The organism is Chryseobacterium sp. LJ668 (assembly GCF_019613955.1).
Lineage (GTDB): Bacteria > Bacteroidota > Bacteroidia > Flavobacteriales > Weeksellaceae > Chryseobacterium.
Genome location: NZ_CP080443.1, coordinates 1167483 through 1186054, shown reverse-complemented (window position 1 = coordinate 1186054; position 18572 = coordinate 1167483). Strand labels below are relative to the sequence as shown.

Annotated in this window: 15 protein-coding genes; 6 read left to right on the top strand and 9 right to left on the bottom strand. The window is 35.7% G+C overall.

From position 1 onward, the window contains the following. Window positions 1-26 precede the first annotated feature (26 nt). The 4 genes from K0U91_RS05575 to K0U91_RS05560 all read right to left on the bottom strand — a co-directional run bounded on the left by K0U91_RS05575 (window position 27) and on the right by K0U91_RS05560 (window position 3120). Window positions 27-206 (bottom strand): hypothetical protein, encoded by a 180-nt coding sequence (locus tag K0U91_RS05575; protein ID WP_219970033.1) that lies wholly within the window; start codon window positions 204-206, stop codon window positions 27-29. A 241-nt stretch (window positions 207-447) separates the two neighbouring features. After that, the gene (locus K0U91_RS05570; RefSeq protein WP_219970034.1) at window positions 448-1485 is read right to left on the bottom strand and encodes a patatin-like phospholipase family protein; all 1038 of its coding nucleotides are present in this window, start codon (window positions 1483-1485) and stop codon (window positions 448-450) included. Between the two features lie 84 nt (window positions 1486-1569). After that, window positions 1570-2070 carry a M15 family metallopeptidase gene (locus tag K0U91_RS05565; RefSeq protein WP_219970035.1) on the bottom strand — a complete coding sequence of 167 codons (501 nt, stop codon included), beginning with the start codon at window positions 2068-2070 and terminating at the stop codon, window positions 1570-1572. A gap of 276 nt (window positions 2071-2346) precedes the next feature. Beyond that, window positions 2347-3120, bottom strand: coding sequence for an XRE family transcriptional regulator (locus K0U91_RS05560; RefSeq protein WP_219970036.1), 774 nt, complete (start codon window positions 3118-3120; stop codon window positions 2347-2349). Window positions 3121-3181: 61 nt separating this feature from the next. Here K0U91_RS05560 and dinB point away from each other — a divergent pair, with 61 nt between their 5' ends. Both dinB and K0U91_RS05550 read left to right on the top strand, forming a co-directional pair. Beyond that, window positions 3182-4330 (top strand): DNA polymerase IV, encoded by a 1149-nt coding sequence (gene dinB / locus K0U91_RS05555; RefSeq protein WP_220178702.1) that lies wholly within the window; start codon window positions 3182-3184, stop codon window positions 4328-4330. 19 nt (window positions 4331-4349) lie between these two features. After that, entirely contained in the window at window positions 4350-7418 is a 3069-nt protein-coding gene (locus K0U91_RS05550) for a DNA polymerase III subunit alpha (protein WP_220178701.1), read from the top strand. Window positions 7419-7427: 9 nt separating this feature from the next. Here the strand turns inward: K0U91_RS05550 and K0U91_RS05545 are convergent, their stop codons facing one another. Then, on the bottom strand, window positions 7428-8039 hold the full coding sequence (locus tag K0U91_RS05545; protein WP_220178700.1) for a YdeI/OmpD-associated family protein: 612 nt from the start codon (window positions 8037-8039) through the stop codon (window positions 7428-7430). A 75-nt stretch (window positions 8040-8114) separates the two neighbouring features. After that, window positions 8115-9248 (bottom strand): serine hydrolase domain-containing protein, encoded by a 1134-nt coding sequence (locus tag K0U91_RS05540; RefSeq protein WP_220178699.1) that lies wholly within the window; start codon window positions 9246-9248, stop codon window positions 8115-8117. A 94-nt stretch (window positions 9249-9342) separates the two neighbouring features. On the opposite strand from K0U91_RS05540, the gene K0U91_RS05535 reads away from it, so the two are divergent. Next, window positions 9343-10644 carry a M48 family metalloprotease gene (locus tag K0U91_RS05535; protein ID WP_220178698.1) on the top strand — a complete coding sequence of 434 codons (1302 nt, stop codon included), beginning with the start codon at window positions 9343-9345 and terminating at the stop codon, window positions 10642-10644. Between the two features lie 19 nt (window positions 10645-10663). Here the strand turns inward: K0U91_RS05535 and K0U91_RS05530 are convergent, their stop codons facing one another. Together K0U91_RS05530 and K0U91_RS05525 are read right to left on the bottom strand one after the other, a co-directional pair. After that, entirely contained in the window at window positions 10664-12193 is a 1530-nt protein-coding gene (locus K0U91_RS05530) for a hypothetical protein (protein ID WP_219970042.1), read from the bottom strand. A gap of 87 nt (window positions 12194-12280) precedes the next feature. Further along, complete coding sequence (locus tag K0U91_RS05525; RefSeq protein ID WP_220178697.1) at window positions 12281-13822, bottom strand: glycine--tRNA ligase; 1542 nt, start codon at window positions 13820-13822, stop codon at window positions 12281-12283. Between the two features lie 234 nt (window positions 13823-14056). Between K0U91_RS05525 and K0U91_RS05520 the strand changes: the two genes are divergently transcribed. The 3 genes from K0U91_RS05520 (at window position 14057) to K0U91_RS05510 (ending at window position 17215) form a co-directional block, all read left to right on the top strand. After that, window positions 14057-15112, top strand: a complete 1056-nt coding sequence (locus tag K0U91_RS05520; RefSeq protein ID WP_220178696.1) for an alpha/beta hydrolase — start codon at window positions 14057-14059, stop codon at window positions 15110-15112. Window positions 15113-15136: 24 nt separating this feature from the next. After that, window positions 15137-15832: a pseudouridine synthase gene (locus K0U91_RS05515; protein WP_219970045.1), complete on the top strand. Its 696-nt coding sequence runs from the start codon at window positions 15137-15139 to the stop codon at window positions 15830-15832. Window positions 15833-16177: 345 nt separating this feature from the next. Next, a complete protein-coding gene (locus K0U91_RS05510; RefSeq protein ID WP_219970046.1) occupies window positions 16178-17215 on the top strand; it encodes a quinone-dependent dihydroorotate dehydrogenase in 1038 nt (345 codons plus the stop codon). A gap of 63 nt (window positions 17216-17278) precedes the next feature. Here K0U91_RS05510 and K0U91_RS05505 read toward each other — a convergent pair whose 3' ends face one another. Further along, entirely contained in the window at window positions 17279-18523 is a 1245-nt protein-coding gene (locus K0U91_RS05505) for a DUF445 domain-containing protein (protein ID WP_220178695.1), read from the bottom strand. Window positions 18524-18572 lie beyond the last annotated feature (49 nt).

Below are 18572 nucleotides of genomic sequence, written 5' to 3'. Positions count from 1 at the left end.
TGAGAAGCGCCAGAACTTGACGTGTATTAATTATATTTCATAAATTCTTCCTCTGTCAAATCATTTTCAGAATCTTCTCTGAAGAAATTTTCAATGTCGGTAAGATAATTCTCATAGTCTGGTTCGGTGTTTTCAATATCGCTCCAGCTGATGGTGTAGATGTCGCTATCGATGATGGTGTCTGTGTTGTGATTAGGTACTTCCATGTTTGTGTGTTTAAAAAAATTGATAAAATTTGAGATATTTCTGGCTGTCCGGCATTTTTATAATTCTGATTTCTAAAGAACTTTTAAATGTTAAATGATTGTTTTTTGTGTCTTTTTTTATATTCCAAAAGTAGTAGAGGGAAGCGTCAAAACTTGACGTGTAAAAATATTTTTCGAAATAATTATGAAATTTAAAATATAAGCTAATAACCTTATTTTGTCTATTTATAAGCAAATTAGCTTATATTTTATTCTTAATGAGCTTTTGGACGATTTGATTCAAAGTTTCCCTGTTATCATCAATATAACTCAGCCCCGCCTGAATAAGGTTTTCGATATTCGATCTTCTTACATTGTCCATTGCCGGTGAAGCATTTTTCAATGAAGGATTGATGCGGTAATAATTTTTCTGATTTCTCAAGCCTAACGTCTGAAACATCTGGCAAAGCTGGTAATCAACAGTTTCCGCATTTGCAGACATCAAAATATCAATGATCGGAGTTACCCAGCCCAGTTTTCCGGCTTTTTCCATTTTTTTGAAAGAATAACTTTTCGATTCAATTCCTGTTCCTATCGACACCATGATCATGTCATTTACAGTCGGGTGATTGGCTTTCTGATGATTTTTGAGCACTTCCGCAAACGGAATTTTTCTTGCTTCGGCATAAGCACATAATGCAGGGTTATTGGCATACATTCCACCGTCGATCAGACTGAAAATCTGTCCGTATTTAGATTTTATCTGCACCGGGCTGAAATAAGTAGGAGCTGCCGAAGTCGCTCTGCAAACATCTTTCACATAAAAATTATCGGTGCTAAGGTTTGCCTTCCAGGAATTAAACAGTTTTGCTCTTCTGTTTTCGATGTCGTAACTTGTAATCAAACAGGGTTTTATCAGTTCTTTTAATTCGAGATGACCAAAAAAGTCATTCAGGTTTTTCTGAAGTGCTTCCTGAGAAATTTTTTCATTTAATAATCCGAATGGGTTGACCAGTTTCTCCCAAAAAGATACCTGAAATATATCGCCGCCTTTTTCAGCGTAAAGTTCTAATCCTTTCTGTATTGAATATTTTGCTTTCCGGTTTTCATCCGGACAAAGTATGATTGAAGCAATTAATGCTCCCGTGCTGCTTCCTGCAACCAGATCAAAATAGTCTCCCAGTTTTGCTTTGGGATTATCAAGAATCTGAAGCTGCTCTTCTATGTAGCGAAGAATAATACAGGTAATAATGCCTCTTATTCCGCCACCGTCTAATGATAAAATGGTTGTCTTCTTCATTTTTTCTACTGTTATTTGGTAAAACAAATGTAGAAATGGGAAGCGACAGAAGTTGACGTATTATATTTTAATTTAACATAATATTTAAAAAATAACATATCCATCCTCATCCTTTTTCAGCTTAGAAAGCACTCTCCAGCTTGTATTCACCAGTCCTTTTTTCGTTGGAAAATTCTTCTTTTCAAAATGCGGAAGGTCTTTGAACGTCTTCCAGTTTCCACCCCAATCCCAACCGTGTTTTGCGAAAATTTTTACACATTCGTACCAATCTGCAACTTTATCATTGTCCCAGTCTTTTACCGTATCCCAGCTCGCTGTTTTTCCGTCGATCATCATGCAGATGTCAACAGCAAGACCATAATTGTGAATGCTTTGGCCCGCTTTTGCGTTGGTTACCTTTTTTCCGCGTGTAATTCTTCCGATAGCGTACAATTTTTCCTGTTCTTCAAAACTCCTCAATCCTTGTGTGATTCTTACTTTTGCTTTCCCTGTGAGAGCCAGGTCACATTCGTTAATGATTTGCTTTATCTCTTCTCTTACCAGAGGATGTAGTTTTTCAATTCTTTGTAAGGTTATTTTGTCCATAATTATAGATTTTATTTTGGTTTCAAAAAACAAATATAATTGGGGATAGCGACAAAACTCGACGTATTTGAGTTGTTTAATTGTTTGAATATTAAGTTTTTAATCGTAATTGTCTGGATGTAAGTGGAATAGAAATTTAATGCTGGATATATTAATTCAATAATTTGAAAGCAAAGAAATGATTTAATTGAGCATCAATAAGATTAACCTAAATGTTAGGTTAAGAAGAAAGCTGTGAAAAAATTAAATCAATATTTAGTTTAATAGAAATTCAGATCAGATTCCCGAAATTTTATGGTTCAGCTCTTTAATGTCTTTTCTCAATTCTAAAAAAAGATCTTGCACAGTATAATGTTGAGGATGATCAGCCCCAAATTCTTCAGGAAAAATACCCGATGCATACTGCCAGATTTCAACAATATTATGAAGATCAATATCATAGGGGTCATAAAATTCATTGTCTGCGTTTACTGTGATTGAATTTTCTTTTCTTGATTTAAACCTTTTATAAGTGATACCGTTATCAAGTGTAATAAAAATATAGCTTTTGTTGGGTTTCAGCTCTTCTATATTCTCAACATATTTTCCAATAATGTAAGATCCGTCTTTGAATGGCGGCATAGAATCTCCATGTGCCGGGAATGCCCTGTACTTCCCATTGGTCAGAAACGGCAATGAGATTCGCTGTAGATTTTCAATATATTCCGGATCGCTGTATCCTGATAAATATCCCATGGTTGCCTTCTGCGGAATAATTTCAATGCTGTTGTTTCCTGATTGATCAACAATGATGGGCAATAGGATTCTGTTGTCTGAAAGCTTTAGCATTTCATCCAATGGATACTTTCTGATATCTAAAGTAAGAAGCAGATCAATACTGACATTAAAAAATTTAGAGATGCTGATTAAAATTTCATAAGGCGGCTCCGAGCGGCCATCTTCATATTTAGAATAGCGTACTCTGCTCATCCCGATACTTTCTGCAAAGCTCTGTTGGGATAAGTTTTTTTTGCTCCTTAAAAACCTGATGTTATCTGAAAAAACTGACATTGATACAAATTGTATCTGCAAATATAATAAAAATGATACAAAATGAATCTAATTTTGTAAAATGAAACGTGCAATTGTTCATATGGATTTGGATACCTTCTTTGTTTCCTGTGAAAGATTAGGAAATGAAAAGCTCAAAGGCATCCCTCTTATTATCGGAGGTGGAGACCGCGGAGTTGTGGCCTCATGCTCCTATGAAGCGCGAAAATTTGGCGTCCGTTCTGCAATGCCGATCAGAATGGCGCTCAGACTTTGTCCGGATGCGAAAGTGATAAAAGGCGATCATGAGCTGTACTCCAAATTATCACATCAGGTAACGGAAGTGATCCAGGAAAGAGTGCCTGTGGTAGAAAAAGCAAGTATTGATGAGTTTTACCTTGATCTTTCAGGAATGGATAAATTCTTTGGATGTTATCAATGGACAAAGGAAATTTCTGCTGCTGTGACCAAAGAAACGGGGCTGCCGATAAGTTTTGCATTGTCAAACAATAAAACCGTTTCAAAAATAGGAACCGGCGAATCGAAGCCTGATGGAAAGCTACAACTTATGGAAAAAGAAATTCAACCTTTTCTGAATCCACTGTCGGTAAAAAAAATTCCCATGGTGGGGGACAAAACGTTTCAGCTTTTATCAAGAATCGGGATCAGAACCATTCAAACTTTATCAGAAGTTCCTGTTCTCGTTTTGCAACAAATGATTGGCGTCAATGGAAAAGAATTATGGAAAAAAGCCAACGGAATTGATGAAAGTCTTGTTGTTCCTTATTCTGAAAGAAAATCTATTTCTACGGAAAAAACCTTTAGCACCGATACCATGGATCTGCCGGAACTAAAAAGGCTGATTTCCGGGATGGCAGAAAAGCTGGCTTATCAGTTGCGACAGGAAAAGTGGCTGACTTCTACCATAGTCATAAAAATACGCTATGCCAATTTTGACACTGAGACCAAGCAGCATAAAGTGGCTTACACTTCCGCCGATCACACGCTGTCTAGAATTGCACTAGAGCTTTTTAACAAAGCATATACCCGAAGAATGCGTCTCAGACTCGTAGGTTTGCGCTTCACAGATCTGGTACACGGAAATCATCAGATGAATCTGTTCGAAGATACCGAAGAGCAGATGAATCTCTACCAAACCATGGATTATATCAAAAACCGCTTTGGTGCAGATGCAGTCGGAAGAGCTTCCGGATTTGATTTCGGAAAATAATTTTTTAAAATTTAATGAAATGTTTCTCAACTGTCATTCTTACCACAGCCTCCGTTACGGAACTTTATCAGTCACAGAACTGGTAAGGCAAGCTGCTGAATTGGGAATTAAAGAATTGGTTTTGACTGATATCAATACAGTGACGGCTATTTATGATTTCAAAAAAGAATGCGATAAGTGTGGAATTAAACCAATCGCAGGAATTGAAGTAAGAAAAGAAAATAAACTGCTTTATATCGCCATTGCCAAAGAATTTAGCGGAATAGGAGAGGTCAATAAAATTCTTACAGCCTATAATTGTGACGGAATTGAACTTTCTGAAAGGGCACCGAATTATAATCAAGTTTTCGTCATTTATCCTTTAAATAACATTCCTGAACAACTAAAAGAAAACGAGTTTATAGGGATTCGTGAAGAAGAATTGAATCTGTTGATACGTTCTGAGTTTAAAGATAAAATTCATAAAATGGTGGTTCTGCAGCCGGTCACATTCAGTACAAAAAAAGAATACAATCTTCATCGGATCCTGAGAGCCATTGAACAAAATACGTTGATTTCTAAGCTTTCCGAAGAGGACATCTGTAGTAAATCGGAATATTTAAGATCTGAAATAAGTTTAATAAAATCATTTGAGCACTATCCCGAAATCATTGAAAACACCAAAAAAATTCTTGCAGAATGTAATTTTGAATTTGCATATAAAGAACCTAAAAGCACTGAGAATAAAAATAAAAAATATTATCTGGGATCTCAGGAAGAAGACATACAACTTTTAACCAAGCTTGCTTATGACGGATTAGAAAAACGATATGGTGCAGATGATGAGGTTGCCCGGAAAAGAGTTGCAAAAGAGCTTAAAGTCATTGGTGAACTCAAATTTTCTGCCTATTTTTTAATTACTTGGGATATTATTCAGCACAGCAATAAAATGGGCTTCATGCATGTTGGCCGCGGAAGTGGTGCCAATTCTATTGTCAGCTATTGCATCGGAATCACAGATATTTGCCCGATAGAACTGGATCTTTATTTTGAACGATTCCTGAATCTTAACCGGACTTCGCCGCCTGATTTTGATATCGACTGGAGCTGGCAAAACAGAGATGCAATCCTCGAATATGTTTTCAATAAATACGGGAAAGATCACGTCGCTTTTTGCGGAACCAACGTAGAATTCAAATACCGGTCGATATTTCGGGAAGTGGGTAAAGCTTTTGGACTTCCAAAAGAAGAATTGGATATTTTAGCCACAAAATCAGTTGAAAACCATCATTCGGATAAAATTGTAAAGCAGGTTTATGAATATGGCAAACTCTTAGAAAAATTTCCCAATCAGCGAAGTATGCATGCTTGCGGAATTTTGATTTCTGAAGAACCGATTACCACCTATACCACTCTCGAAATGCCGCCGAAAGGCTTCCCTATTGCTCAGTTTGATATGAATATTGCTGAAGATATAGGACTCGAAAAGTTTGACATTCTTTCTCAGCGAGGATTGGGAACCATCAATGATACCGTAGAACTCATTAAAAAAAATAGAGGCATTGAAGTTGATATTCGGGATACCTCAATCTCAAAAGATGAAAAGATTTGTAATGAATATTTAGCCATAGGAAAAACCATCGGCTGTTTTTACATAGAATCTCCGGCAATGCGTGGTTTGTTGAGAAGACTTAAGTGTGATAATTACAGAATTTTGGTTGCCGCTTCTTCAATTATCAGACCCGGTGTTGCTCAAAGCGGAATGATGCGTGAATATATTTTCCGTCACAATCATCCTAATCAGTTTGAATATTTTCATCCTGTTTTTGAAAAAAACTTAAAGGAAACTTATGGAATCATGGTTTATCAGGAAGATGTCATCAAGATCGCACAATATTTTGGCGGACTTACCCATGCCGACGGTGATATTCTTAGACGTGCAATGAGCGGAAAGGAAAGATCCATTCAAAAGCTTAATGAAGTGAAAGCCAATTTTTTTGAATCTTGCAAAAAACAAGGACATTCTGATCAGATGACCACAGAAGCTTTCAGGCAGATTGAGTCTTTTGCGGGATATTCCTTTTGCAAAGCACATTCGGCTTCTTATGCCGTAGAAAGTTATCAGAGTTTGTACTTAAAAGTGTATTATCCGTTAGAATTTATGGTGTCGGTGATCAATAATCAGGGTGGGTTTTATCGCACTGAAGTTTATATCCACGAAGCCAGAATGTCCGGTGCCATTATTCAGAATCCTTGTGTAAATACATCCGAGCTTCAGACGATTTTAAAAGGGAAAGAAATTTATTTAGGTTTTATGCTTTTGCAGTCACTGGAAACCAAAATTGCCCAAATAATTTCTGAAGAGCGAGAAAAAAAAGGCAATTATAGATCGCTGGAAGATTTCATTAGGCGTATTCCTATCGGTATTGAAACGGTGCAGATCCTTATTTTTATCGGGGCGTTTAGGTTTACAGGCAAGCCGAAAAACGAACTTCTTGTAGAAGCACGGTTGCTGCTTGTAAATTTCAGACCTGAACACAGAGGTTTGATGCTGATTGAAGAGCCCATGCAGGAATATCAGCTCCCACAATTAAAAAGAGAAAACTTTGAAGACGCTTTTGATGAAATAGAAATTATTGGGTTTCCTGTTTCCTCCACACCTTTTGATCTGCTGGAAACAAAATACAGAGGTTCAGTCTTCGTGAAAGATTTATTGAAATTTCATAAAAGACCGGTAAAAATGTTAGCCTATCTTATTTCAAGAAAACATGTTCCCACCAAGAAAGGAGCCATGTTTTTCGGAACGTGGATCGATGTGAACGGTGAATATTTTGATACGGCACATTTTCCGGATAATCTGAAGCAGTATGACTTTCAGGGTGGAGGATGTTATTTACTGCTGGGAACTGTGGAGGTCGATTATCACTTCCCAACCATTACTATTCATAAGATGGCCAAAATGCCGATGATCCCTGACCCAAGATATGCTTATGATAAAGAAAAACAATATGACATTCACAAGCAGATCAGGGAAGATGTAAGTATGACTTCGAGAAAGCCATATCCGCAGGCACAGGAAATCAATTTGCCGCGGCAGAAGTTTAAATAAATTAGTCAATTATTTCTTCTCGTACTTCCAGTTTCTTCCTTTGCCTTCAGAAATCCATTCCAAAGCCTGTTCTATTCTTTTGTTTCGGGTGGTTTCTGTTTTGGCATCAGTAATCCACATGGTATATTCTTTTCTGAAAGAAGGAGAGGCTTTGTCAAAAACTTCAGCTGCTTTTTTATTTTCGTGTAAAACATTTTGAAAATAATCAGGAATTTCGATTTCCTTTTTTGAAGGTGCTGCTTTTTTCATTTTCACCCCCATATCCGTCAGTTCCATTGCTTCAAGAATCATATTTTTCATCTGAATTTTTGACGGCAGATCTTCCGGAGATTTTATTTTTCCTAAACTGAACATATTACTTTTCTCGGCATTGGTTTCAAGGTTTTTAATCGTTATCATTTCTCCATGCAACCAAAAACCCATGCTGCAATACTGTTTGAAAGCTGTGATCGAACATAGAATCTTTCCTTTATACAAAAAAGTGGGGAATTTCCATTTAATTGCCTCTTCCGCATCAGGGCAAAATTCGTGTACTGTTTCTCGAAGGTAAGTCAGAATTGGTTTTGCAAAATCCTGAGATTTTTCGATGTATTCATCAACTTGTGGGTTATACTTTTCCATAAATTGAAATTTAAATAAATTACAAAAGATTAATAAAAACATTCGGCATTCTTTCAGTCTCAACCTTAACTAAAATTAAAAAAATAATTTTACGGTTTCATTCACTAAGAATTTCACCTGGTCTGGTCTCCCGCGGTCTGTTTTTGGCAAATTGTTGTAACTGCCTGTTCTTACAATGACCATTTTGTGCTCCGGAATCATAATGATGTATTGCCCCTGAAGCCCAAGGAAATAATAATGCTTAATGGGATTGTCATTATTGATCCATAAACCCATTCCGTAAATTTCGTCAGATTTTTTGGTAGGAGTTCGCATCTGCTCAATGAATTCTAAATTCAGAACCTGCTGATTACCCGCTTTTCCGTCATCTAAAAACAGCTGTCCGAGCTTTGCAAAATCTCTTGAGTTGGAATGAATGCAGCAGTAGGTTTTTTCCATCCCGCTTTCGTCAACACTCCAGTCGGCATTTTGTTCCATTCCCAAAGGAATCCAGAATTTTTCGGACAGATAACTTGACAGAGATTGGTTGATTGCTTTTTTCACTGCAAATCCTAAAAGTTGTGTCGAGCCGCTTTGATATTCAAATCTTTCGCCCGGTTTTTCTTTAAACCTTCTGGAAAAAGTAGCTTTTATCAGACTGCTTCCATAATATGCTCTGGCATTTGGGAGAAAAGGATTTTTGTAGTTTTCGTCCCATTCTAAGCCCGATTCCATTTGAGCAAGATGTTTTAGAGTTAAATATTTGCCGAAAGATTTAGTTTTAAATTCTTCATACAATTCAGAAAAATTCTGATCAGTATTTTTGATTTTTCCTTCTTCCAGAGCTTTTCCATAAAGCATGACCGTAATGGCTTTCGCCATCGAAAAGGAGTTGGTTTTTGAATGGGAAGTATAGCCATTCCAGTATTGCTCGTGAAGCAATTTGCCATTTTTTATAACCAAGAATGAGGCTGTATTTGAATGCAGTAAGTCATCTGCAATTTCTTTGGATAGCTCCTTCTTATTCAATTCAGCATCTTCTTCCCATAGTTTTGGCGCAGTAGTATGAATGATATTGCTCCTGAAGAGTTTTCCGTCATCAATATTGGCACTCATTCTCCCCCTAAAGTACGTTTTGGAAATTCCACTGAATAAATAAGCATAGCCTAAAATATATATCAATGCTGCTACTGCAACAATGAAAGCGATGAAGTAAAATAAAAATATCATAAGAAACGATCTGTAACAAATTTAGAATAAATTTGAAAAGAAAGTCATAAATGTACTATGAAATGAATTATTTTTGTCTTAACGAATACCTGGTATGATTAAAAAATTTATTTTCTTTTTGCTGTTGATGTATTCTGCAACAGGCTTTGCACAGGTTTATAAACCGCTTGATACCGCAGATTATATTCAGAGAAAAGAATTCCTGAAAAAATTTTCGGCAAATAATGAATTGCTGATTAAGAATCTTAAGATTAAATATTCCGGGAAAACAGGAAGCGAACTCTCGAAGATTTATAAAGAATTTGAGAAAGATTTTGAAAAGAAAGTGAAAGAAAAAGACTTCATTTTCACATCGGTATTTGACTCGAAAGTAAAGTCTCTGATTGAGCGATTGCGAAAAAACAACCCTCAGATTCCCAAAGAACTCCAGATTCTCATTGCAAAAGACAACACTCCGAATGCCTACTGTATGGCAGACGGAACTTTTGTAATCAATATGGGGCTTTTTAACTGGCTGAACAACGATGACCAGGTCGCATCCGTAATTTCGCATGAGCTGGGACATAAAATAGAGGAGCATTCTCTGAGAACATTTATGAGTTTCATTAATGATGATCAGCAGGATAAGATTACGGTTCAGAATATAAAAGCCACTGCAGGAAATAAAAATCAGAAAGCCTTTGATATTCTTAAAAGCAGAATGTATAAAAAAGGTGTCGAGAAAAGAAAAGATGAAATGCAGGCCGATTCTTTAGGGTATGCGGTTTTTAAAAACAGTGATTTCATCAAGGGCGAATTTGTGAATGCTTTAAAAAGACTTCAGGATTTTGATACCATCTCGCCGCGTGAACTGAAGATTGAAACGTATAAGAAATATTTTAATTTTCCCAAGCAGGCTTTTCAGGATAAATGGCTGAAAAAAGAAGACTTTTCACTCTATAATTATGATCATTTTAAAGAAAAATTAGATAAAGACTCTCTGGCTTCTCATCCGGAAGTTATTTTAAGGATTGAAAGACTAAAGAAAATATTTCCTGAACTCAAAACATCTTCATCTTCTGAAAAAGCTTCAGAATCGTTTATTTCACTGGAAAAAATTGCAAGAATGGAAATCTTGCCCAATTTTTATCATGCAGAAGATTATGGTTTGGGAATTTACACCAGCCTGCAGTTTTTGCAAGATGCGGAAGAAGAAAAATATTATGAAAAATGGCTGGGAAAATGTTTTGCCAAAATCTATGAAGGCCGGAAAAATTATAATCTAAACCGATATCTTGATCGGGTAGACCCTAAAAACCAGAGTGAAAGCTATCAGCAATTCCTCAACTTTATGTGGAATCTGAGCCTGGACGAAATAAAAAATATTTCCGACTACTATCAAAACAAAAACTCCTGATCAAATCAGGAGTTTTTCGTTAATAATTAAGTCTTTCCAGACGTATTTTGTTGAATTTTTCTTTTTCGTTAAACTCTCTCAGAAGAATGTATCCTTCTTTTCCTACGTAAGGCGTAACGATGTAATTGTCTTTTTCAGAAATAGGAATGATCTCCTGTTTGAATGTTCCGCTGATTACAGTATTGATAAAAAGATTCCATTTTTTTTCTTTGGTCACCTGGTCTTTTTGATAATCACGGTAAAAGAAAACCACATCTTTACCATTATTCAGATATTGTGAAAAAAGATAATCGTTATTGGCCCATTTTGTTTTTTCTTTTTCAAAAACTTTCAGCTCTTTTATTTTAAAATCTTTGTCGGTAGAAACATAAACCAGATCTGTTGTTTTAGAAGCAGTATAGTCTGTCGAAGGCTTATATTTTTCTGCCAGAATACCTACGCTGCCGTCACTCATAAAGTACATGTCTTTCGTCTGCAGACTGTAGCCCGCTTCTACAACTCCATGAACATTAATACCTGGAATATACTTAAGAAAGTCAGGTTTATAGTTGATGGTTTGTGTATTGGTGCTAAAATCTGATTTGTTGATCATCAGTCTTGCATACCCGAAAGGATTCATCGTTGAAGAATAATTTCTGCCGGTAAAAATAATTTTATCATCAAATGTCTTGTCATTGTCTATTCTCATGCCTCCCGAAGCGAAAACATCAATATTATATATGGTTTCCGGAGAAAGCCCTGTTATAGGCTTATTTGATAATTCTTTTCCGGTTTTCATATCAAGTACAAGAAGAGTAAAGGTTTTGTCATCTCCGTTTACCTTGCGCAGCATCCCATAAAGGTGTTTGTCATCTTTATCCAGAATACTCAGATCCGAGAATACTTTTTTGTCTCCGTCTGTATTATAATTATATCTCCAGATTTCTTTTTTATCATCATCAAATTTTATGATCGCATTGTTGTTGACATACTTTCCATAATCCTTATATTCGATGGCAATGAGTCCGCCTTCTTTAATTTCGCCTACTGCAGAAACGTAGTTATAGCCTTTTTCTTTTTTCTCTTCACGGTTTTCTTTTCTCTGCTCTTTCCAGTTTTTGGGCTGATTGATTTCCTTGAAAGTTCCGTTTTGATAATCGTAATAGACCTTTCTTTTGATGGTATTGGTTTTAGGATCAATAACCATCGAAACAGGTGTGAAAATATCACGCATTTTTACTTGCGAATAATCTATCTGAGAAGGCCGTAAAATGATCTGACCTTTAAAATCAACATATCCCACATAAGATGCCGCGGTGATATCACCTTCAAACTCTTTATTGGCAACAGGGTTGAGGTTTTTATCAAGAATGACATATTCAAATTTTTTGGTTTTTTCTCCGGATTTGCCATAAGAGTATAATGAAATATAGCCGTAAAGATTATCTTTATCGTCAAATAACGCATTCATTCCAATGTAATCTCCCGAAGCTAAAGATGCTAAATCCTGCGTTTGGGAATAGGCAAAAACTTGGATTAATCCGAAAAGCAGCACATAAATTTTCTTCATTATTGATCTTTTGACAAAGATAGAAAATTACCCGAATTATCCTTTATAAAAATTAAAAAAGCCCTGAAAATTTTCAAGGCTTTATCATTATATTTTAGAAAGTAAATTTCTGAAGTTTGTTTTCTCATCAATGATGCGCCTCAACTCAGAAACCGGAACTCTTTCTTGCTGCATTGTGTCTCTGTCTCTGATCGTCACCGTGTGATCGGTTAATGAGTCGTGATCAATCGTGATGCAGTAAGGCGTTCCAATTGCATCCTGTCTTCTGTAACGCTTTCCAATCGCATCTTTTTCCTCGTAGAATAAGTTGAAATCATATTTCAGATCATTGAAAATATTTTCAGCATATTCTGCTAAACCGTCTTTTTTCATCAAAGGAAGAATCGCTGCTTTTACCGGAGCCAAAGCTGGAGGTAGAGATAAAACTGTTCTTTCCGAACCGTCTTCCAAAACCTCGTCTTTTAAGCAGTGAGAGAATATCGAAAGGAATAGTCTGTCTAAACCAACCGAAGTTTCAACAACATACGGAACATAGTTTTCATTTCTTTCAGGATCGAAAAACTGCAATTTTCTACCTGAATGTTTTTCATGCGCTTTCAAATCGAAATCAGTTCTTGAGTGAATACCTTCCAGTTCTTTAAATCCAAACGGGAAATTAAATTCAATATCAGCCGCAGCGTTTGCATAATGAGCCAGCTTTTCATGATCATGAAATCTGTAATTTTCGTTTCCTAAACCAAGCGCTAAATGCCAGTTCAGACGTTTTTGCTTCCACTGTTCGTAGAATTCGAGTTCCGTTCCCGGAGCCACGAAAAACTGCATTTCCATCTGTTCAAATTCACGCATTCTGAAAATAAACTGTCTCGCAACAATCTCGTTTCTAAATGCTTTTCCAATTTGTGCAATACCAAACGGAAGTCTGTGACGTGAAGTTTTCTGTACATTCAAAAAATTAACGAAAATTCCCTGTGCCGTTTCCGGTCTTAAGTAAAGATCCATCGCAGAATCTGCAGAAGCACCCAGTTTGGTTCCAAACATTAAGTTGAATTGTCTTACCTCAGTCCAGTTTCTTGAACCGGTATCCGGATCAGCAATTTCCAGTTCTTCAATCAAAGATTTCACATCAGCCAAATCTTCATTTTCTAAAGACTTTGATAATCTTGAAAGAATTTCAGTTCTTTTCGCACGGTATTCCAGAATTTTAGGGTTTGTCGCTTCAAACTGAGCTTTATCGAAAGACTCACCAAATCTTTTGGCAGCTTTTTCAATTTCTTTATTTTCTTTATCCTCGATTTTTGCGCAATAATCTTCTACCAAAACATCTGCTCTGAAACGTTTTTTAGAATCTTTATTGTCAATCAAAGGATCATTAAAAGCATCAACATGGCCCGAAGCTTTCCAGGTAGTCGGGTGCATCAGAATTGCCGAATCAATACCTACAATATTTTCATTCAGCTGTACCATAGCTTTCCACCAGTATTGTTTGATATTGTTTTTTAGTTCTGCACCATTCTGTCCATAATCATAAACAGCGGATAGCCCGTCGTAGATCTCACTCGAAGGGAAAATAAAACCGTATTCTTTTGCGTGAGAAATCACTTTTTTGAAAACATCTTCTTGCTTTGCCATAAATTTTTCGTCTTGCCTGCAAAAATAGTGAAAAAGCGGGAAGTTAGAAGGTTGAAGGTTGAAGATTTTAAAATTCAGGAATGTCAGGAGCCGGGAACCTGCTCTCCACTATATCTTTTGCTTTGCAAAAGGATGCCGTTACGATCAGGGCTAAATGAGAAGGAAAATAAGTTTTGTTATTATTGTCTTATTTCGAGACAGTTTATCGAAATTTGTTTATCTAAAATTTTCACAATGAAGAAATCGTGTTTTCTGATTATAATTTTTGTTTTGTGTACTCAGTTTTTATCAGCACAAAGTATTCCTAAAGGAAAAGTTGTGACGACTTCTATTACAGCAAAAACTCTAAAAAACAAAGCTGGAGAAAATCCTAGAAGAAGAGTTTCTGTTTATCTGCCGCCGGATTATGATCAATCATCTAAAAAATATCCGGTTATTTACTATCTGCATGGCTTTTTCTGGAGTGATAGTTTGTTGGTAAACAGCGATAAAATCAATCACATTTTAGATCGTGCGATTCATTTAAGAAAGATTAAACCGGTAATTGTAGTGATGGCTGATCAGAGTACGGTTTTCAAAGGAAGCTTTTATGCCAACTCAAAATCATCCGGAAACTGGTCAGATTTTACTTCTGTTGAACTCGTCAATTTTATTGATAAAAATTACCGAACCATTGCCAACAAAGAAAGCCGTGGAATTTCCGGTCATTCGATGGGTGGAAATGGAGCTTTAAGAAATGCAATTCTCCATCCCGAAGTTTTTTCCTCTGTTTATGCACTTTCTCCGGGAATTTTAGATGTTCAATATTTTGCCCTGACAGAAATTGATCTGTATAAAAATTTAGACAAAATAAAGGATGTAAAAGACTTAACAAAACCCGAAAACGCAAGAACAAATATCATATTTGCCATCGCAAGAGCTTATAACGGAAACGAAAATAAACCTCCATTTTACGCAGATTTTCCATTTTCTTTTAAAGATAATCAATTGACAGTGAATGCATCTATTGCCGAAGAGCTTAAGAAAAATTCTACATCAGAATTACCATTTTCACATTATGAAAATCTTAAAAAATTAAAAGCCATCAAATTCGACTGGGGAAGAAATGACGAACTGAAACATATCCCGCCTAGTTGTATGAATTTCAGTAAGACTCTTGAAATACTCAACATAAAACATGAAGCTGAAGAATATATCGGAACGCATGGAAGTGAAGTAAGCAAAGAAAACGGAAGAATTGAAAATCAGATGTTGCCATTTTTTAATCAACATCTAAAGTTTGAGGAATAATCAGAAAACCTCTACTTTTGCCGGATGTTAGAAATTCTTTATCGAGACGAACATCTTATTGCCATCAATAAACCCAGCGGATTATTGGTTCACAAATCTTTTTATTCCGGTGAAGCAGACACGTACGCGATTCAGGAGTTGAGGAATCAAATTGGGCAGAAAGTTTTTCCTGTGCATCGTTTAGATAGAAAGACTTCCGGCGTTTTGCTTTTTACTTTAGATAAAGAGACTTTGAGAACCATGAGCGACAAGTTTGCATCAAGGGAAGTCGAAAAGAAATACATAGCCATTCTTCGCGGCTGGACAAAAGAAGAAGAAACCATTGATTATGATTTAGTTAATGAAGATGAAGTCAAACAAAATGCGATCACCTATTATCATCGTTTACAGACTTCAGAAATAGATTTGCCATTTTTAAAACATCAAACTTCAAGATATTGTTTAGTTGAAGCAATTCCTGAAACGGGACGATTTCATCAGTTGAGAAAGCATTTTAAACATATTTTACATCCGATCTTAGGATGCCGTAAGCACGGTTGCAATAAGCAAAACAAATTATGGCTTCAAACTTTTGGTATTACCAAAATGACGCTTCATGCTCATCAATTAATTTTTAATCATCCAATTTCTAACGAAAGAATTATGGTCAATGCTACTATAGATGATGAGTTCAAAAGAGTAGGGGAAATTTTAAAACTTGATTTGAGCTTGTATAGTTAATTATGGGATAGAATTCCTATTCTTAAATGCAAAGATTTATCAAGCAAGCGTTTTATTTTTAGAGCGCAAAGGCAAATAAATTTGCTTCGCTAAGCTACACGCATCATCAAATCGACTTGACGATTCTTTGATCCTTTAAAATTAATTCTACATTTAGAATATAAACCTTTGCGTTAAATAGCTTTCGCAGAATTAGAGAATTAAGCAGATTATAATTTGTTCATTCGTGAAGAACATCGTTGTGGTTTAAAAAATTAATTGCAACAATCATCTTCATTTAAATAAAATATCAACCATCAAAAAATCATTCAATTTAAAATGGTATTTTTGTAAAACTTTTTTTTAATGTACAAATCGTTCATCCGTCCTATCCTTTTCAAATTTGATCCCGAAGAAGTTCACCACTTTACTTTTTCAATGCTTAAAAATTTCGGATTTCTCACTAAATTATTTCTACCAAAACCCATTGTTGACAAACGTCTGGAAAGAGAAGTTTTCGGACTGAAATTTAAAAATCCGGTTGGTTTAGCAGCAGGTTTTGATAAAAATGCGGTTTTATTCAATGAATTAGGCGATTTAGGATTCGGATTTGTAGAAATCGGGACAGTAACTCCAAAAGCACAGGCTGGAAATCCAAAGAAAAGATTGTTCCGTTTGATCGAAGATGGTGGAATCATCAACAGAATGGGTTTCAATAACGACGGTCTTGAAGCGGCCATTGAAAAACTGAGAGGCAACAAAGGAAAAATCATCATCGGCGGAAACATTGGAAAAAACACCAATACAACTCCCGAAAATTATACACAGGATTACTTAGATTGTTTCGAAGGTCTGCATCCTTACGTAGATTATTTTGTACTGAATGTAAGCTGTCCAAACGTGGGAAGCCACGCCAAGCTTGAAGATGTTGAATATTTAAGAGAATTGATTACAGAAGTAAAGAAAATCAATCAAACCAAGCCGACTCAAAAACCAATTCTTTTAAAAATTGCTCCTGATTTGAACAATCAACAGCTTGACGAAATCATCGAATTGATTTCAGATACAAAAATCGATGGAATTGTAGTTTCAAATACATCAGTTAATAGAGAAGGTTTAAAAACTTCACCTGAAGTTTTAGCAGAAATCGGAAACGGTGGTTTGAGTGGAAAACCGATTCGTGAAAGAAGTACAAAAATGATTAAATATCTTTCTGATAAAAGCAACAGAGCATTCCCGATCATCGGAGTGGGCGGAATTCACACTGCAAAAGATGCGATTGAAAAGCTAAATGCAGGTGCAAGTTTGGTTCAGTTGTACACCGGATTTATCTATGAAGGTCCACAATTGATCAACGATATTAATCGGGAACTTTTGACGAGAGCGGGAAGAATTGCCAGATAAATTTGATTAGATATATTAAAAAAGCAAAGTCACTGTGGCTTTGCTTTTTTTTATTATTTAGATTTAAAGAAAAAAATGAGATATTGTATAAATAATTAATCCCACCAATCCACCAACTAAAGTTCCGTTTACGCGGATGAATTGCAGGTCTTTACCGACCTCTAATTCAAGCTTTTCGCTCAGTTCTTTTCCCTGCCAGTTTCCGACGGTCGAGCTGATGAGGTTTCCGGCCTGATGTGTATTTTTTAGAATGTATTTATAGGCAGTTACTCGTACCCAATGGTCAATTTTATTCTGAAGGTTTTCGTCAGTTTTCAAGTTTTGAGAAAACTCATTAAGGTTTTTTGTAATGTATTTTTTTAATGAAGATTCTTCTTCCTGTAATTCGCTGCTCAGAGTTTTTTTAATCGAAATCCAGATGTCATTAGAATATTCATTAAGTTTATCATTGTTTAGAAAGTCATTTTTGATGGTTTTGAATTCATCATTCCATTTAGGGTCTTCTTTCAGATCATTAGAAAATTCATAAATCTTTTTTGTAATTAAACCTCTGATTTCGTGATGGGTATCTTCTTCTACTTCTCGGAAGAAATCTGAAAGTCCACTAGCGATTTTCTCGGCAATTTTATTGTCAACAAACGAAGGAATAAAAGAATAACTGCCTTTTTTCACCCGTTCCTGAATCATGCTGTCGTTTTCTATCAGGTATTCTTTGATTTGTTTTGAAAGATTGGTGACGATTTTCTGATGGTCATTTTTGTCTAAAAGATAAATAATTCCATTCCCAAGAATTTTGTTTAGTTGAATGTCATTTGTCATTTCACTGACTTTTCTGCTGATAAATTGACTTACTTCAGAATCATCTAGCTTATTGAGAATGTCCAGCACAATATCTGAAATATTTTTAATCAAAATATCCTGATTTCTTTCTTTTGAAAGCCATTCACCGACAAAATTTGAGATTTTAATTTTCTGAATATAAGGCCGGATTGTTTTTGGAGAAAGAAAATTAGAAACCACAAAGCTTCCCAAATTATCACCCAATTTTTCTTTACTGTTTTCAATCAGATTGGTGTGCGGAATCGGTAACCCAAGCGGATGACGAAACAATGCAGTTACAGCGAACCAATCTGCTAACGCACCTACCATTGCTGCTTCAGAAAAAGCTCTTACATAGCCGATCCAATGCGATTCATTAGTTTTCTGAAAAATTGTAGCCAGAACAAAAATAATCGCCATCAAAACAAAAAGTCCTGTGGCAAATGCCTTGTATTTATTGAGCTGTTTTCTTTTTAATTCGTCATTCATAGTCTCAAATTTAGTAAATTTGGAATTGAAAAACGGAATAAAAGTGACG

Excerpts from the sequence above, each read along its gene's own strand:
- K0U91_RS05520 (WP_220178696.1), top strand. The coding sequence starts at position 14,057 with ATGAAGAAATCGTGTTTTCTGATTATAATTTTTGTTTTGTGTACTCAG.
- K0U91_RS05535 (WP_220178698.1), top strand. The coding sequence starts at position 9,343 with ATGATTAAAAAATTTATTTTCTTTTTGCTGTTGATGTATTCTGCAACA.
- K0U91_RS05505 (WP_220178695.1), bottom strand. The coding sequence starts at position 18,523 with ATGAATGACGAATTAAAAAGAAAACAGCTCAATAAATACAAGGCATTT.
- K0U91_RS05530 (WP_219970042.1), bottom strand. The coding sequence starts at position 12,193 with ATGAAGAAAATTTATGTGCTGCTTTTCGGATTAATCCAAGTTTTTGCC.
- dinB (WP_220178702.1), top strand. The coding sequence starts at position 3,182 with ATGAAACGTGCAATTGTTCATATGGATTTGGATACCTTCTTTGTTTCC.
- K0U91_RS05550 (WP_220178701.1), top strand. The coding sequence starts at position 4,350 with ATGTTTCTCAACTGTCATTCTTACCACAGCCTCCGTTACGGAACTTTA.
- K0U91_RS05560 (WP_219970036.1), bottom strand. The coding sequence starts at position 3,120 with ATGTCAGTTTTTTCAGATAACATCAGGTTTTTAAGGAGCAAAAAAAAC.
- K0U91_RS05575 (WP_219970033.1), bottom strand. The coding sequence starts at position 206 with ATGGAAGTACCTAATCACAACACAGACACCATCATCGATAGCGACATC.
- K0U91_RS05545 (WP_220178700.1), bottom strand. The coding sequence starts at position 8,039 with ATGGAAAAGTATAACCCACAAGTTGATGAATACATCGAAAAATCTCAG.
- K0U91_RS05515 (WP_219970045.1), top strand. The coding sequence starts at position 15,137 with ATGTTAGAAATTCTTTATCGAGACGAACATCTTATTGCCATCAATAAA.
- K0U91_RS05565 (WP_219970035.1), bottom strand. The coding sequence starts at position 2,070 with ATGGACAAAATAACCTTACAAAGAATTGAAAAACTACATCCTCTGGTA.
- K0U91_RS05510 (WP_219970046.1), top strand. The coding sequence starts at position 16,178 with ATGTACAAATCGTTCATCCGTCCTATCCTTTTCAAATTTGATCCCGAA.
- K0U91_RS05570 (WP_219970034.1), bottom strand. The coding sequence starts at position 1,485 with ATGAAGAAGACAACCATTTTATCATTAGACGGTGGCGGAATAAGAGGC.
- K0U91_RS05525 (WP_220178697.1), bottom strand. The coding sequence starts at position 13,822 with ATGGCAAAGCAAGAAGATGTTTTCAAAAAAGTGATTTCTCACGCAAAA.
- K0U91_RS05540 (WP_220178699.1), bottom strand. The coding sequence starts at position 9,248 with ATGATATTTTTATTTTACTTCATCGCTTTCATTGTTGCAGTAGCAGCA.